The sequence below is a fragment of the Methylobacterium sp. Leaf94 genome, from assembly GCF_001426045.1.
Taxonomy (GTDB): Bacteria; Pseudomonadota; Alphaproteobacteria; order Rhizobiales; family Beijerinckiaceae; genus Methylobacterium.
On the sequence record NZ_LMRM01000002.1, the window covers coordinates 145,312 to 161,243 of the forward strand.

At 71.5% G+C, this 15,932-nt stretch carries 13 protein-coding genes; 8 read left to right on the plus strand and 5 right to left on the minus strand.

Features of this window, described 5'->3' with window-relative positions:
* Positions 1–44 precede the first annotated feature (44 nt).
* Positions 45–563, minus strand: coding sequence for a CreA family protein (locus ASG63_RS02395; RefSeq protein ID WP_056211691.1), 519 nt, complete (start codon positions 561–563; stop codon positions 45–47).
* A gap of 163 nt (positions 564–726) precedes the next feature.
* Here ASG63_RS02395 and ASG63_RS02400 point away from each other — a divergent pair, with 163 nt between their 5' ends.
* The 7 genes from ASG63_RS02400 (at position 727) to mscL (ending at position 10,083) form a co-directional block, all read left to right on the plus strand.
* Positions 727–1,737 carry a DUF2865 domain-containing protein gene (locus tag ASG63_RS02400; protein ID WP_056211825.1) on the plus strand — a complete coding sequence of 337 codons (1,011 nt, stop codon included), beginning with the start codon at positions 727–729 and terminating at the stop codon, positions 1,735–1,737.
* A gap of 93 nt (positions 1,738–1,830) precedes the next feature.
* Positions 1,831–4,065 (plus strand): OmpA family protein, encoded by a 2,235-nt coding sequence (locus ASG63_RS02405; RefSeq protein WP_056211693.1) that lies wholly within the window; start codon positions 1,831–1,833, stop codon positions 4,063–4,065.
* A gap of 638 nt (positions 4,066–4,703) precedes the next feature.
* On the plus strand, positions 4,704–6,374 hold the full coding sequence (locus ASG63_RS02410) for a methyl-accepting chemotaxis protein (RefSeq protein WP_056211695.1): 1,671 nt from the start codon (positions 4,704–4,706) through the stop codon (positions 6,372–6,374).
* Between the two features lie 237 nt (positions 6,375–6,611).
* A complete protein-coding gene (locus ASG63_RS02415; RefSeq protein WP_056211698.1) occupies positions 6,612–7,826 on the plus strand; it encodes an MFS transporter in 1,215 nt (404 codons plus the stop codon).
* A gap of 144 nt (positions 7,827–7,970) precedes the next feature.
* The gene (locus ASG63_RS02420) at positions 7,971–8,681 is read left to right on the plus strand and encodes a phosphatidylserine decarboxylase (RefSeq protein ID WP_056211700.1); all 711 of its coding nucleotides are present in this window, start codon (positions 7,971–7,973) and stop codon (positions 8,679–8,681) included.
* A gap of 9 nt (positions 8,682–8,690) precedes the next feature.
* Positions 8,691–9,563 carry a CDP-alcohol phosphatidyltransferase family protein gene (locus tag ASG63_RS02425; protein WP_056211702.1) on the plus strand — a complete coding sequence of 291 codons (873 nt, stop codon included), beginning with the start codon at positions 8,691–8,693 and terminating at the stop codon, positions 9,561–9,563.
* Between the two features lie 91 nt (positions 9,564–9,654).
* Positions 9,655–10,083, plus strand: coding sequence for a large conductance mechanosensitive channel protein MscL (mscL, locus tag ASG63_RS02430; RefSeq protein WP_056211704.1), 429 nt, complete (start codon positions 9,655–9,657; stop codon positions 10,081–10,083).
* Positions 10,084–10,087: 4 nt separating this feature from the next.
* Here the strand turns inward: mscL and ASG63_RS02435 are convergent, their stop codons facing one another.
* From ASG63_RS02435 to ASG63_RS02450, 4 genes are all read right to left on the minus strand, one after another.
* Positions 10,088–10,354 carry a hypothetical protein gene (locus ASG63_RS02435; RefSeq protein WP_200917582.1) on the minus strand — a complete coding sequence of 89 codons (267 nt, stop codon included), beginning with the start codon at positions 10,352–10,354 and terminating at the stop codon, positions 10,088–10,090.
* 215 nt (positions 10,355–10,569) lie between these two features.
* Positions 10,570–10,980 carry a DUF1236 domain-containing protein gene (locus ASG63_RS02440; protein WP_056211707.1) on the minus strand — a complete coding sequence of 137 codons (411 nt, stop codon included), beginning with the start codon at positions 10,978–10,980 and terminating at the stop codon, positions 10,570–10,572.
* Positions 10,981–11,184: 204 nt separating this feature from the next.
* Positions 11,185–11,925 (minus strand): sigma-70 family RNA polymerase sigma factor, encoded by a 741-nt coding sequence (locus ASG63_RS02445; RefSeq protein ID WP_056211709.1) that lies wholly within the window; start codon positions 11,923–11,925, stop codon positions 11,185–11,187.
* 150 nt (positions 11,926–12,075) lie between these two features.
* The gene (locus ASG63_RS02450) at positions 12,076–12,933 is read right to left on the minus strand and encodes a class II glutamine amidotransferase (RefSeq protein ID WP_056211711.1); all 858 of its coding nucleotides are present in this window, start codon (positions 12,931–12,933) and stop codon (positions 12,076–12,078) included.
* 313 nt (positions 12,934–13,246) lie between these two features.
* Between ASG63_RS02450 and ASG63_RS02455 the strand changes: the two genes are divergently transcribed.
* Complete coding sequence (locus ASG63_RS02455; RefSeq protein WP_056211713.1) at positions 13,247–15,793, plus strand: ABC transporter transmembrane domain-containing protein; 2,547 nt, start codon at positions 13,247–13,249, stop codon at positions 15,791–15,793.
* Positions 15,794–15,932 lie beyond the last annotated feature (139 nt).

The window sequence follows — 15,932 nt, forward strand, 5'->3', positions numbered from 1 at the left end:
AGGCAGCCGGGTCGCTCCGACGTGAGGCGATCCGGTCTCCCGGGCTACTTCTCCATGAACGCGTCGCAGCGTGGCGGCGGCTCGGTGCCCCAGGGCATCAGCGGCACGGCGGAGGTGGAATTCTTGGGCGAGCCCTGAATCACCTTGTCCGAGTAGACCATGTAGATCAGCGTGTTGCGTTTGGTGTCGCAACCGCGCACGATCTGCATCGACTTGAAGATCAGCGACCGGCGCTCGCTGAACACGACCGCGCCTTGCTTGAACTTCTCCTTGAACTGCACCGGGCCGACCTGACGGCAGGCGAGGGAGATGTCGGAGACATCCTCCGCGAGGCCGAGGGTGCCCTTGATGCCGCCCTTCTCCGGTTGGGTGTACCAGCAGGCCACCCCTGCCACCGACGGATCGTCGATCCCGTAGACCACGAGCTTGTCGTTGGGTGTCAGAGGTCGCCACACGGTCGACTTGTCGAAGATGCGGTCCGCATCGTCCGCGCGCGCCGGTTGTGCGGCGAGGCCGAGCCCCAGCGCCAGCGCGCAGCCTGTGAGACCCCGAAGCCACATCATCGTATCATTCCCCTCAGTTTGTTCCGAGCGGATGTGGGAAGGGTGTCGCGGTCGTGCGAGGGTCGCTAATAAACTTGTGTTGAGCCCGTTCGCCTTCGCTTCGTCGAAGTTTCCTTCGGGGGACGTCGCGCGGCGGCGTCCCGCCATCCATTGCAATCAGGCCATGCCGCTGATCCCCTCCCAGATCCGCACGCTCGTCCGAGTGCTCGCCGGCGTCCTCGCCGTCACCACCCTGACGGGTATCGCCGAGGCGCAGACCTCCGCCTGTCTGCGCTACCGCTCCGAACTCGCCGGCCTCAGCGACGGCGCCAGCACCGCGCGGGCCCTGCAGAACGAGATCAGCCGCCTGAATGCCTATTATCGCACCCTGAACTGCGAGGGGGGGCGGTTCCTCTTCTTCGATTCGCGCCCCCCGCAATGCGGCGCGGTGGAACAGCGCATCCGCGCGCTCAACGCCGGCTACGGCGCCGAGAACGGCGAGGTGACGGCCGCCCGCCGGCAGCAGCTCACGGAGGCGATCGCCGCCGCCTGCACGGATGCTGCGAGCCGCAGCCTGATCAAGGCGGACGGACCTCCGGGCGAGGCGCGCGCGCGGGGTGGCGCGCAGGTGATCTGCGTGCGCACCTGCGACGGCGCCTACTTCCCGATGACCAACCTGCCCGACGGGCGCGAGGGCGCCGACGAGCTCTGCCAGGCCCTCTGCCCCGGCGCGGAAGCCGCCGCCTATTCGATGCCGCACGGCGACGAGGCCCTGAAACAGGCCGCCACCGTGAAGGGGAGCCGCGCCTACACGGCCCTGCCCAACGCCTTCAAGTTCCGCACCTCCTTCACGCCGAACTGCTCGTGCAAGCGCGAGGGGCAGAGCTGGGCCCAGTCCCTGGTCAAGGCCGAGAGCATGCTGGTCCGGCACAAGGGCGACATCTTCGTCACGCCGATGCAGGCCGAAGCCCTGTCGCGCCCGCCGAAGGTCCGCCTGACCCTGGTGGGACGGGCCGACAAGACCGCCGCGGGCCTCGCCGCCGACGCCGCCACGCGCAGTGCCGGCGTCGCCTCCGATGCGCCTGCGCTGACGGAGCCGGCCGCGGCCGTGCCGGGGACGGGCGAGGAGCGCCAGCCGGTGCGCATCATCGCCCCGAACCTGTTCTCGACCGCCCCCCGGCCGGGGAATCCCTGAAGGGGGACAGTCGGCGCCGCGCGGCCAAAAAACGGGAACCATCCCGCTCGCATTCTGTTCCGAAGGCCTCATCAACGACGTGAGTGACCTTCGATGCGGAGCATCCGCCACCTTCTCCTGACCGGCACGGTTCTGCCTGCCCTGCTCCTGTCCGGCCCCAGCCTGGCCCGGCCGGACTCCGCATCGGGTGGCACCATCCTGCTGGCCCAAGCCCTGCTGGCCCAAGCCGGGCCGGGCGAGGGGCCGCGGGGCGAGGGCCCCCGGGGTGGGGGTGCCGAAGGTCCGCGGGGCGGGCCGCCCGGCGGCGGACGTGAACGACCGGAGCCGCGGCAGGAGCGCCCCGAGCCGCGCCAGGAACGGCCGGCTCCCCGCCCCGAGCCCCGCCAGGAGCGGCCGGAACCTCGCCAAGAGCGGCCGGAGCCAAGGCAGGAGCGGCCCGAGCCGCGTCCGGAGCGGCCGGCCGCCCGCCCCGAGCCGCGCCAGGAGCGCCCTGAGTCCCGTCAAGAACGACCCGAGCCCCGTCCGGAGCGCCAGGAGCGTGTGCCGGCCGCGCCGCCGGCCGAGCGTCCCGCCGCCCGTCCGGATCGCCCGGAGCCGCGCCAGGAGCGTCCCGCCCGCGAGGAGCGTGGCCCCGGTCCGGACCGGGATCAGGCGCCGCAGCGTCGTGCCCCCGGTGCCGATGGGCCCACGGAGCGTACGTCGCCCCCGCCGGCCGCCCGGGAGCGCACCCCCGACCGGCCGAACACGCCCGAGCGTCCCGCCGCGCCCGAGCCGAACCGTCCGGCGCCCGCGCAGCCGCGCCAAGCCCCGCCTGCTGCACAAGCCCCCGCTCCGGCGCAGGCCCCGGCGCCGAACGCACCCGAGATCCGCAACCCGGCCAACCCCGTCAATCCGAACGTGCCGGGCGCAGCCCAGCCGGGCCGTCCGAATGCCCCCGGCGAGCCGCGTGCCCCGGGCCAGCCGGCTCCCCCGACTCCGCAGCCCGGCCAGCCCGGCGCCGCGGCGCCCAATGCGCGGCCCGGCGTCCCGGGACGTCCGTTCGTCCCGCCCGGTGCCCCGAATCCGGACGCGCCGCGTCCCGACGGCCGTCCGGGTGCGGGTGCCAACCCGGCCGACGCCCGGCCGGATCGGGACGGACCGATCCCGGGCGGTCGGGATGCGAGAGATCCGGCTGCCAGGGAGTCCGGGACCCGCGACCTGCGCCGCGACGGCCCCGATCGGAACGGCCCCGGCCGCGACGACGCGGGCCGACCCGATCTCCGGCCCGGCGATGCCCGCCGCGACGATCGCGGCATCGATGACCGTCGCGAGGACCGCGAGCGGCGTGACGCCTTCGAGCGCCGCGACGCGCGCAGCGGCTTCAATGCGCCGGGGCGGCCGGGTTACGTCCCGGGCGGCTTCCGGGACGATGACGATGTCCGCGACTACGATCAGGTACGCCGCGACCGCCGCGAGTTCTCGGAAGGGGGCCGGACCTATATCCGCGAGCCCGGCCGCATCATCGTGCGTGACCGCGACACCTACTTCATCCGCCACGACGAGAACGAGCGCTTCCGCGATCTCGACCGGCGAGCCTATCGCAGCGAGCGTCGCGGCGGCGATACCATCACGTATCTCGACCGGCCGGGCGGCGAGCAGATCGTCACCATCGTGGACGATGACGGCCGTCTCGTGCGCCGGTCCCGCCGCTCCCGCGACGGGCGCGAGGTCGTCATCATCGACAACAGCTTCGGCGGCGGCGTCGCGCGGCCGATCTACGAGGACGTCGTCGAGTTGCCGCCGCCGGACATCCGCATCCCGCGCAATCGCTACGTGGTCGATTACGAGGGGGCGGACGAGGGCGCCGTCTACGAGGCCCTGTCGGCCCCGCCGGTGGTGGCGGTGGACCGGCGCTACACCCTCGATCAGGTCCGCTACAGCCCGCAGTTGCGCGCCCGCATGCGCAGCGTTGACATCGATACGATCAACTTCGACACCGGCTCGTTCACGGTGACGCCGGACCAGGCCGCCCGCCTCGCCACCATCGCGTCGGCGATGAACCGGGCGATCAAGGCCAATCCGCAGGAGGTGTTCCTGATCGAAGGCTACACCGACGCGGTGGGGGCCGACATCGACAACCTCTCGCTCTCCGACCGCCGCGCGCAGTCGGTGGCCACGGTGCTGACGCAGAACTTCCAGGTGCCGCCCGAGAACCTGACCACGCAGGGCTATGGCGAGCAGAACCTGAAGGTGAACACGCAGAGCGCCTCGCGCGAGAACCGGCGGGTGACCGTCCGCCGCATCACGCCGCTGATCCAGCAGCAAAGCGAGGCGCCGCCGCCGCGCTGAGGCGATAAGTTCGGCGACCGGCGGGCGACAAGCCGCCGGTTGCCCGCTGCGCGCCCGTCGCTTGCCGACCTTCGACGGACCGGTGACGGCGAGAAGGCTGCGTGGGTCGCCTGACGGGCCCGATCGACCCTGGTCGTCGATCGGTCTACGCAGACACCCGGGACGCATGGGTTCGTCCCGGCCTGCCTCTCCTGCGCGTGGCCGGCAGGATCGCATTCCCGATGCGCTCCCGCGTCGCTGCGACGGTCCACCGGTCACGATCCGGTCCGTCATGAGCCTGGGGCCCGGCGCGCGGGTCGCGTCACCGCCCCGTTCACCGGCCGGACGTCGAACGGTCCTGCCCAGGCAGGCCGCGGGGGCACGGGACTGGAGCGGTTCCGCCCTGTCGCCGTTCGGCCGCTCGCCTGCCGGCGCGTTCCCCCCGGAAACGGCGCTCCGCGAGCCGACAGGACGGCGACACGGATCGCCTCGAACCGCCGCGTGGAATCCAGGCGGGCACCGGCCATGAATTTCGATCGTGACCGGGGTCCGGATTATCAAATCTTTAATCGATCAATCTACAGTCTAGATCGTCTTTCGGGCCTGTTGTGTTCTGATCGCCGCAGACACGACAGCATTTTAGGCGCTCTTATCAAGCAATGTCGATCAAGCTGAAGTGGATATTGATTTCGATCATCGGTTCTGTCATCGCCGCCCTGGTGGTTCAGGGCGGGATAGCGATGAAGAGCTTGGAGAAAATCCGGGCAAATTCCACGCAAATCTCTACGGTATGGATGCCAAGCGTGCGGAGCTTGGGCGAGATCAAGTTCACGTTGACGAATCTACGGCTTGTCGATGCGCGCTATGTCATGGGGCGGGATTCGGCGGCTTCGCTCGAAACGCTCAACGCGGCGCGCGAGAAAGCGGTCGAAACCGCCCTGAAGGCTCATCAGTCGTACATCGCCGCCCCTGAGGAACGGGTGATCGCCGAAGACATCGCCAAGCGCTACGCCGCGTATGACGAGGTCCGCGGCGGGTTTCTGGCCTCGTTCAGGGCCGGTGACCAGAGCGCGATGGTCGACGCGTTCGAGATGACGCGGCCGGCTTACATGGAACTGATGAAGGTCATCGACGACGATGTCGCCTACAACGACCGTGGGGCCGCCGCGGCGGAGGCCGCCTCGAAGATCGACTACGCGAACGCCTTCTGGCTCACGGTCGCGGTGGGCGGCGTCTCGCTCCTGATCGGCGTTTGCGGCGCGGTGTTCGTCCTCTTCGGCGTGACGCGTCCGATCGCTCGGATCACCGGTGCGATGCAGGCGGTCGCGGGGGGCGATCTGGCGCGGGACATCCCCTATTCCGGCCGCCGCAACGAGATCGGCGCGATGGCCTCGGCCCTTTCGGTCTTCCGCGACAACCTCCTGGAGACCGAGACCCTCCGCCAGCAGCAGAAGACGAGCGACTTGGCGGCGGAGGAGCGGCGCCGGCTGGGGATGCACCAGATGGCCGATCATTTCGAGACGGCCGTGAGCGGCATCATCACCCGGGTGACCAGCGCCGCCACGGAGCTTCAGGCCACGGCCCAGAGCATGGCCGGCACCGCGACCGAGACCGCCAGCCAATCCACCACCGTGGCCGCCGCCGCGGAGGAGGCCGCCTCCAACGTCAACACCGTGGCGGCGGCCACCGAGGAGCTCGGCTCGTCCGTGCAGGAGATCGGACGCCAGGTCGACGGCTCGGCCCAGCTCGCGCAACGCGCCGTGGTCGAAGCGGAGCGGACGGCCACCCTGGTGCAGGATCTCAGCACGGCCGCGACCAGGATCGGCGACGTGGTGGCGATGATCTCGACCATCGCGGGCCAGACCAACCTTCTGGCCCTCAACGCCACCATCGAGGCGGCCCGCGCGGGCGAGGCGGGCCGCGGCTTCGCGGTGGTGGCGGCGGAGGTCAAGGAGCTCGCCAACCAGACCGCCCGGGCCACCGAAGAGATCGGAACCCAGATCGGTCAGATCCAGGGCTCGACCGGACAGGCGGTCTCGGCCATCGGCAGCATCACCGACCGCATCCGGGAGATCAGCGGCGTGTCGACCACCGTCGCGGTGGCGGTGGAGGAGCAGGGTGCGGCCACCCGGGAGATCGTCCGCAACGTCTCGCAGGCGGCGGTCGGCACCGAACTGGTGACCTCCAACATCGTGAGCGTGGCGGGGGCCGCCGAGGAGACCGGCGCCGCGGCCGCCCAGGTGCTGTCCTCCGCCAGCGAACTCTCGCGCCAGTCCGAGCATCTCGGCGCCGAGGTTGCCCGCTTCCTCGCCACCGTCCGGGCAGCCTGAGCAGCCCGACCAGTGCCTCCGAGGGCACCGGGCGGCCTCGGGGACATCCGGCGCCGGCTGCCATGGCGGGCGCCGGTGCGGTTTCCCCATCGTCGGCCCGGCCTATATACCCGCCTCGGCAGCGCGGGCCCTCGGGGCTCCGCTGCCTTCGGCTCCCGTTCGCGAGGGGCCGGTGGCCGGGCGAGATCATCCGCTGCGGCGTGTCACGGCTTCCGGGCCGACTCCGCAGGAGCATTCATGGACGAGGCGAGCGAGCGGTTGATCGAGGCCGGAACCCCGGCCTTCCGCCGCACCGCCATCGCGCTGGGGGCCGCCGGGTTCTCCACCTTCGCGGTGCTCTACGGCGTGCAGCCGCTGCTGCCCATCTTCGCCGACGACTTCGCTGTCTCTCCGGCCGAGAGCAGCCTCGCCCTGTCGCTGCCCTGCGCCATGCTGGCGATCGCGCTCCTGGTGGTCAGCCCCCTCTCGGAGGTCTGGGGCCGCAAGCCCATCATGGTGGCCTCGCTGTTCGCCTCGGCGCTCCTCACCATCGTCGCGGTCCTGGTGCCGAGCTGGCACGGCTTCCTCGCCCTGCGCGCGCTCACGGGGCTCGCCGCCTCCGGCCTGCCGGCCGTGGCGATGGCCTATCTCGGCGAGGAGATGCACGGGCGTGCCATTGGCCTCTCGATGGGGCTGCTCATCGGCGGGAACGCGGCGGGCGGCATGGTCGGTCGCCTGCTCACCGGCATCATCGCCGACCATGCCTCCTGGCGCTGGGGCCTCGGCACCATCGGCGTGCTGGCGCTCCTCGCTGCCATCGCCTTCGTCTACCTGCTGCCGGATTCGCGGCGCTTCCGGGCGAACCGGATGCGCTGGCGCGAGGTGCCGGGCACCTTCGGTCAGCACTTCCGCGATCCCGGTCTGCCCTGGTTGTTCGCCGAAGCGTTCCTGCTGATGGGCGGCTTCGTCTGCATCTACAACTACATCGGCTTTCGCCTGCTCGATCCGCCCTTCTCCCTCAGCCAGAGCGCCATCGGGGCGATCTTCGTCGTCTACCTGTTCGGGACCGTCTCCTCGGCGCTGACCGGCGAGATCGCGAGCCGGCTCGGGCGGCGCAAGGTGCTGTGGCTCGCTATCCTCCTGGGCCTCGCGGGCGTGACCCTGACGCTCTCCGCCCATCTCGGCCTGATCATCCTCGGCATCGTCCTCGTCACCGTGGGCTTCTTCGGCGCGCATTCCGTGGCCAGCAGCTGGGTCGGGCGCCGGGCCCTGCGCGACCGGGCCCAGGCCTCGTCGATCTACCTGTGCCTGTACTATCTCGGCTCCTCGGTGCTCGGCACCGCCGGGGGCTGGTTCTTCGCCCATGCGGGCTGGGTCGGCGTGGTGGCGTTCTTCGCGACCCTCTACGGCCTCGCGCTGGCGATCGCCCTGCGGCTGGCGCGCCTGCCGCCCCTCGTCCAGGCCGATGGCTGACACCCGTCCCCGGTTTGCCGGCGGGGCCTCGCGCGTCCCTGATCCGAAACCGTATGACGGACGCCGCTCCGTGCCTTATGAGGGGGCCCCTGCCCAGGGAGCCTTCCGGGGGCGCCCACCAGACGAAAGCAGTCCGAAACACCCATGACCGATCTCCTCGAGACGATTCGCCGGACGCTCGTGCCGATCCACAAGGAGGGCTATCCCTTCATCGTCATCGGCATCGTGCTGACGGTGATCGGCGCTTACTTCGCGCAGTTCCTCGGCTGGATCTTCCTGATCCTGACCCTATGGGTCTGCTACTTCTTCCGCGACCCCGAGCGGATCACTCCCGTGGGCGACGGCCTCGTGGTCTCGCCAGCGGACGGGCGGGTGAACCTCATCTCGACGGTGCTGCCCCCGCCGGAGCTCGACCTGCCGCAGGAGCCGATGCTGCGCATCTCGGTCTTCATGAACGTGTTCGACTGCCACGTGAATCGCGTGCCGGTGACGGGTCGGATCGGGCAGATCCACTACACGCCGGGCCTGTTCCTCAACGCCGAGCTCGACAAGGCCAGCGACGACAACGAGCGCAACGGCCTCGTCATGGAGACGACCCACAAGGGCGCGCCCCTGCGCATCGGCGTGGTGCAGATCGCCGGGCTGGTGGCGCGCCGCATCGTCGGCTGGGTCCACGCCAACGACACTCTGAACGTCGGCGAGCGCTTCGGCCTCATCCGCTTCGGCTCGCGCGTCGACGTCTACCTTCCGGTCGGCACTCGCGTGCTCGTCGGCCTCGGCCAGAAGGCCGTGGCGGGCGAGACCGTGCTCGCCGATCTCGGCGGCGGGCCCGAGCGCACGTTCCGGCGCATCTGAGGGGTTCCCATGGACGACCTGTTCCCGCCCTTCGCCCCCGATGCCAACGAGCCCCGGCCGCGTCGATTCAAGCCGGTGCCGTTCCGGATGATCGCACCGAACATGATCACCCTGATGGCGCTCTGCCTCGGGCTGACGGCGATCCGCCTGGCCTTCGAGGGCAAGTTCGAGCCCGCGGTGATCTCCATCGTGGCCGCCGCCTTCCTCGACGGCATCGACGGACGCGTGGCCCGGATGCTCAAGGGCACCTCGCGCTTCGGGGCGGAGCTCGACTCCCTGGCGGACTTCGTCAATTTCGGCTGTGCGCCGGCGCTGATCCTGTACGGGTTCGCCCTGAAGGAGCTGCGCTCGGTCGGCTGGATCGTCGCGCTGATCTTCGCCATCGCCATGGCGCTGCGGCTCGCCCGCTTCAACGCGATGCTGGACGATCCCAACCGCCCGGCCTGGAAGAAGGACTTCTTCGTCGGCATGCCGGCACCCGCCGGGGCGCTCACCGCGATGCTGCCGCTCTACCTCAACTTCCTCGGCCTGCCGATGGAGCACTGGGCGGCCCCCGTGGTGCTCGGCTACATGCTCTGCATCGCCCTGCTGGTGGTCTCCACCGTGCCGACCTTCTCGGGCAAGACCATGGGCAAGCGCGTGCCCCGGGACTGGGTGCTGCCGATCTTCCTCGTGGTGGTGGCGGCCTTCGGCCTGTTCATCAGCTTCCCGTTCGAGGCGATGGTGGCGCTGGCGCTCGGCTACCTCATCACCCTGCCGATCGGGGCGGCGCAGTATCGCCGCCGCGCCAAGGCGGAGGGGCAGGGCTCCGCCGCGCTCGCTGCGGCCGACGATCTCTCCGAACGGGCGAGGCCGGCCCACGATCGGGCCGTGGACAGCTGACGCAGGGCGCTGTCGCTCCCGGGTTGTCATCGTCTAAGTTGATCGCGGCCCGGAAGCTTCGTCCGGGCACGAAGCATGCGGGGGCGGGTCGATGCTCGAGGAGTTCAAGAAGTTCGCGTTGCGCGGCAACGTCGTCGACCTCGCCGTCGGCGTGATCATCGGTGCCGCCTTCGGAGCCATCGTTACCTCGGCGGTGCAGGACCTGTTCATGCCGATGATCGGCGCGATCACCGGCGGTCTCGACTTCTCGAACTACTACATCGCGCTGTCATCCAGCGTGCAGAAGGGCGCGGCCTATGTCGACGCGAAGAAGCAGGGCGCGGTGATCGGCTACGGCCAGTTCATCACCGTGGCGCTCAACTTCCTCATCGTGGCCTTCGTGCTGTTCCTCGTGATCCGGGCGATGAACCGCCTCGTGAGCAAGGAGGAGGCCAAGCCCGAGGCCGTGGCCGAAGTTCCGGCCGACGTGAAGCTGCTCTCCGAGATCCGCGACATCCTGGCGACCAGGCCGAGGGTCTGACGATCTAGGGGGCTTCGTCGGGCTTCGGGGCAGCCCCGAGGTCGCCGAGCAGACCCTCGAGGGCCTGCTCGACCGCGACCGTGCCCTCCTCGTGGGTCTTCAGCCGCACCTCGAGCCGCTTCAGCTGGGGGGCGAAAGCCTCCGGGGCGGCCGGATCGCCGAGATAGTCCGGGACGGTCTCGCCAGTGGTGAACACCGTCCGCAGCTGTTGGCCGAGATGATCGCGGACCGGCTCGGGAAGGGCCGGGTCGAGCGTGGAATCGTCTGCCATTGTCTGGGTATCCCTCGCGTCCATCGACAAATTCGTACCCACGCGACGCGTACCGGGAAGAGTAACGGCCGAGATCGTCAAGTGTTGCACCGGTCATCGTCCGAAGGCCACCGGGGGAGGGCGGGGATGAACTGGCCCGAACGGAAAAAGGCCTCCGGCGAGGGCGTCGCCGGAGGCCTCGATCAATCCCCGCGCCGAGGGCGCGGCGGAAATCCTTAGTCGATCACTTCGACGATGCGGTGGCTGCGGTCGACCAGCACCGGACGCTCGTTGACGATGGTGTAGCGGGCGCCGCGGGCGTTGTACTCGGCAGGGACATCGTAATAGGTCACGCCCGAGTTCGGCAGCACGGCGCCGACGCGGACGTCGCCGTTGTAGTCGTAGGACGAGCGACGCTCGCGGGTGACGTACTGACGGAAGCGGGGACGGTCATCGACGCCGAGGATGCCGCCGACCGTGCCGGTCGCCGCACCGACCGCGCCGCCGACGATCGCTCCGACCGGGCCGGCCGCATCCGCACCCTCTTGGGCGCCGCGCTCGGCGCCGCGTACCAGGCCCTGCGCCTGGGCGGCCACGGGCAGGCTTAGGGCGATCGCGGAAGCGGCGAGAAGGGTCTTGAAGTTCATCGTGAAGCTCCTGAACGAGGATCCCGCGACGCTGTGAAGCGCTGCCGGGTTCAGGGCAGTAACGTCCAACTCCCGGAAGGGATGCGTCGAAAGTTCCGGGACCGAACGGAGCGGAGGGCCTTGTCCGCCGCGCCGGCGGCCACGGCCGGACCCCTTACGGGCCGGCGGTCGCGAGCCGCCGGAATCGGACTTCCCCGGGCGGGATCAGGCTTCCTTGGGCATGGCCGACTGGATCAGCCGATCCGAGCTCAGGTCCTCCTCGTCGTAGCCCAGGAGCTCGGCGAGGCGCCCGCGGGCCCGGCTGACGCGGCTCTTCACGGTGCCGACCTTGCAGCCCATGATGGCCGCGGCCTCCTCGTAGGAGACGCCCTCGGCGCCGACGAGCACCAGCGCCTCGCGCTGGTCCGGCGGCAGCTTGCCCAGAGCCGTCTGCAGGTCCTCGACGTCGAGGCGGTCGCCCTGGTGCGGGGCGGTGGCGAGGCGGGCGGCGTAGGAGCCGTCCTGGTCCTCGACCTCGCGCACGCGCTTGCGGTGGTCCGAGTAGAAGATGTTGCGCAGGATCGTGAACAGCCAGGCGTTCAGGTTGGTGCCCGGCTGGAAGCGGGCGCGGTGCTGCCAGCCCTTCAGCAGGGTGTCCTGCACGAGGTCGTCGGAGCGGGCCGGGTTGCTCGTCAGCGACAGGGCGAAGGCGCGCAGGGACGGCACGGCCGCCAGCAGGCCGTTGCGGAACTCGGGCTCGATCGCCTCGCCGCGCGCCTTGAGGGCGGCCTCCAGCTGCGCGATGAGTTCGGCGAAGCGGGTCGGCTGCTCGTCCGCGGGCAGGCGGTCGTAGACCGTGCGCAGGTGCTCGCCCAGATGGGTCCGGATGTTCGAGGACAGGTTCGGCCGGCCATCGGCAGAGGCCGACAGGGCGTCGGGGGCGGTGTCGGTCACGTCGCGTGTCATGGCTCGTCGTAATCTGGGGCGGTCAGGTTTCGTGTCGGCCCGAGGCGTCCGAGAAGCACCCGCGTGGTCAACTGATGTCGGGCGTTGTAGCGCATCTGGGCCGGCCACGCATCCCGCCGGACAACCGTGGCGGTTCTGCGCCGCGCTGCATCAACAGCCGCAGGGGGACGGGACCCGGTCCGGGAGCGGGATCGCCTTGGCGGAGGCCCCCTTGGACGAGCCTCCCGGGGCATTGGCCGGCTTGAGGGTGCGCACCACGCCGTCGCGCAGGGAGAGCACGTGGCCGCGCTCCACGTCGGTCCAGCACTCGTCGCGGGTGAGGGCCTTCGTGGCGATCACCGTGACGACATCCTTCGCGCCGGTCTCCTGCGCGAAATCGACCCGCCAGTCCTCGTCCACCAGGGTCGCGGTGCCGAAGGGGGCACGGCGGGTCAGGTAGCACAGGCGCTTGCCGCAATGGGCGTAGAGGGTGCGGCTGTCCGACAGCAGCATGTTGAAGACGCCGAGGCCGTGCAGGGCCGCGCACAGGTCCGCCACGGCCCGGTCGATGCGGGCCGGGCTCGGCAGGTCGGGCCAGCGCTGCTGCAGCTGGTCGAGCATCCAGCAGAAGGCGTGCTCGCTGTCCGTGGAACCGACCGGCTTGAACCAGGTCAGGGGCCACTTCTTCACGCCCTTGAGCTGGCCATTGTGCGCGAAGGTCCACCGGCGGCCCCACAATTCGCGGCTGAAGGGATGGGTGTTCTCGAGGTTGACCCGGCCGCGATTGGCCTTGCGCACGTGGGCGATGACGATGCGGCTCTTGATCGGCGTCCGGCGCAGGAGCCGGGCGAGCTCCGACTGCGCGCTCGGTTCCGGCTCGTGGAAGGCGCGGGCGCCGCGTCCCTCGTAGAAGCTGATGCCCCAGCCGTCGGCATGCGGGCCGGTCTCGCCCCCGCGCCGCGCCAGGGCGGCGAAGGAGAAGCGGATATCCGTGGGCACGTTCGCGCTCATGCCGAGCAGTTCGCACATGGAGGTTCGGGGGACTTCGCGAGGGACGGAGGGAGGACGTTGCGGGGCGGCGGACCCCTGGGGGCGCCGAGCGACCCACTCTAGAGGATTTTCCCGCCCGCGGGAGCCGGTAATCCGCCTGAAACGTCCGGAGTGCGCGCTGGGTCCGCGCCGCCGGCGTCGCGCCGGGCGATGATCGGGAACGGCGGCGGAGAAGGGCAGCGGAGAAGGGCGGTCCGGCCCGCCGAGGTGCGCCCCCGCGCTTTCGCCGCCGGGGACGATCCTCTAAGCCGCTCCCCGGGCCCCTTTCCGGGGCGTCGTGGACAGGGTGCCGATGGACCGCGATCCGATCGCCTTCACCTGGCGGACCGCGCGGCGGGAGCATGCCGCCGCGGTCGGGCTGGCGCTCGGTCTCGGCGGACCCCTCGCGCTGCTCGCACTCCTGTGCCTGCGGGATCTCGTCGGCGTGCAGGTGCACGACACCGATCCAACGGGACCGTTCCTGCGGATCGCCGCGGCCCTGCCCTGGCGTCCCGCCGCCGAGGGACCCTTCGTGGCCTTCGCGGGCTGGATCCTGCCCCACGGCGAACTCGTGCGCGCGGCCTTCCTGGGGCTCGCGGCGGCGGCCCTCGCCTCGGCCGGCCTCGGCTGGGCCGTGGCGCGCCTGTGCTTCCATGCCCAGACCCGGACGGTGGCGGCCCTGCAGGGGCGGGTCACCGAGGCGATCCTACGCGCGCCGCCCGGCGCCCGCGACGAGGCCCGCGCCCTGGCCCAGGCCATGGGAGACCTCCTCGCCCGCCTCGACACGCTGTTCGGCCTGGCGATCCTGGTCCCGGCGCTGGCGGTCGGCGGCACCGTCCTCGCCCTGGTCCTCGCCGGCCTCGCCGCGCCGCGCCTCGTGGCCACGGTCGCCGCCGGGCTCCTGGCCGCCGGCCTCGCCCGGGCGCTGATCCAGCGGCGGATGCAGGACCGGGCCGCCCTGCGCCTCCGGGCCGGCGGGGCCGCCGGGCGGGCTCTCGCCGACCTGATCCGCCGCATGCCGGCGGTGCGGGCGCACGGGGCCGCCGCCTTCGAGCGCGAGCGCCTCGCGGCCAAGGGCGCCAGCACCCGCGACGCCCTCGCGGCCTCGGAATCCGCCCTGGCCTATGCCCGCGCGCCCTCCATGGCGCTGGCGATCCTGCTGCCCGCGATTGTCGTGGCGGTGGCGCTGTGGCGCGGCCACGACGGCACCACCGAGCCGGTGGAGCCCGGGGCGCTGCTGGCCGCCGCCGGTGGTTTCGCCCTCGCGGTGGTCGCCCTTACCGTGACCCTGCGGATGGCGAGCCTGCATCGCATCCTCGCCGGCCCGTTCCGCGACGTCGCCGTCGCCGTGCCGGCCCTGGAGGGCCGTGCCCCGGCCCGCCCCGGCACGGTGACGGCCCTGCCGGAGGCGGGCGCCCTGGTGGCGCAGGGGGTCGGGGCCTACGATCCCGCCACCGGCGAGCGGCTGGCCGGCGTCGACGCCGCCCTGCCGATGCCCGGCCACGTCGCCATCCTGGGCGAGCGCGGCAGCGGCAGCCGGGTGCTCGCCGCGATCCTGGCCGGGCAGCTCGAACCCTCCGCCGGCGCGGTCACCTACGGCGGCATCGACCTGCGCGCCTTCGAGCCGGAGGAGCGGGCCCGGCGCATCGCCCTGGCGGGGGCCGAGGCCATTCTCATCGAAGGGTCCCTGCGCCAGAACATCCTCTACGGCGCCTCCGGGACCCCCGATCCCGACGACCTCATCGCCACCCTGCGGATCACCGGCCTCGACGCCTTCGCGTATGCACGCGGCCTGGAGGGCACGGTCGATCCGGCGGCCGAGCCGGAGATCGCCCGTGCCGTGGTGGCCGCCCGCCACGCGGTCCGTGAGGCGCTCGCCGCCGACAAGGCCGGCCGCCTGGTGGAGCCCTTCGATCCGGCCCGCTACAACCATCAGGCCACGGTGGGCGAGAACATCCTCTTCGGCGAGGCGGTGGGGCCGGCCTTCGCCTCCGACCACATCGCGGCGCACCCGTATCTCCGCGCCGTCCTGGAGGCGGAGGGCCTCAGTCGCCCTCTCACGGAGATCGGTCTCCAGGTCGCCCGCAGCCTCGTGGAGATCTTCGCCGACCTGCCCGACGATCATCCGCTGTTCGAGACCTTCTCGCTGTTCCCGGCCGCCGAGCGGGGCTTCTTCGAGGATCTCGTCGGCCGCCAGCCCGAGGCCAAGGGCTGGCGCCGCGGCCCGGCCGGCCAGCGCGACCGCAAGCGCCTGATCGGCCTCGCCCTGCGCTACAGCGAGACGCGGCACCGCTTCGGCCTCATCGACGCCGCCTTCGAGGAGCGGCTGGTGGAGGCCCGCCGCTCCTTCGCACGCCTGATGCCCGCCAACCTGCGGGGAACGGTCGAGTTCTACGATCCGGCCCGGCTCACCGCCGCCGCGAGTCTGGAGGAGAATATCCTGTTCGGCCGCATCAACGGCGAGGAGGCCGGCGCCGAGGCCCGGGTGCGGGCCCTGGTGCGCCGGGTGCTCGCCGACGAGGGCCTGGAACCGGCCGTCTACCGCCTCGGCCTCGAGAGCCGGGTCGAGCCCGGCCTCGCCGGGGGCGGCGCCAGCCTCGGCGAGAACGCCATCGGCCCGCGCGAGCGCATCGCCATCGACCTCGCCCGCTGCCTCGTGCGCCGGCCGGACATCGTCGTCATCGCCATCGCCCTGGAGGACCGGAAGGGCGACGAGATCCGCGCCCGTCTGGCGGCCCTGCGGGCGGCCCGGGCCGGCCGTGGACTCATCGTCTGCCTGCCGGATGCCGAGGCCCTGGCCGGGGTCGAGCCCTTCGACGCGGTGCTGCGCATCGAGCGCAACACGGTGCTGGCCGCCTGATCGCGGGTGAGAACCCGGGACTTCTCCGGCTTTCCGGGGCCTTCCCCTATTGCCGCCCCATTGGGATGCGATAGGCAGGAGGGCGTGCATCGTGCACGGGCGTCCGCCCGCCAGCGGACGGGTCGCTCTTCAGGACCAC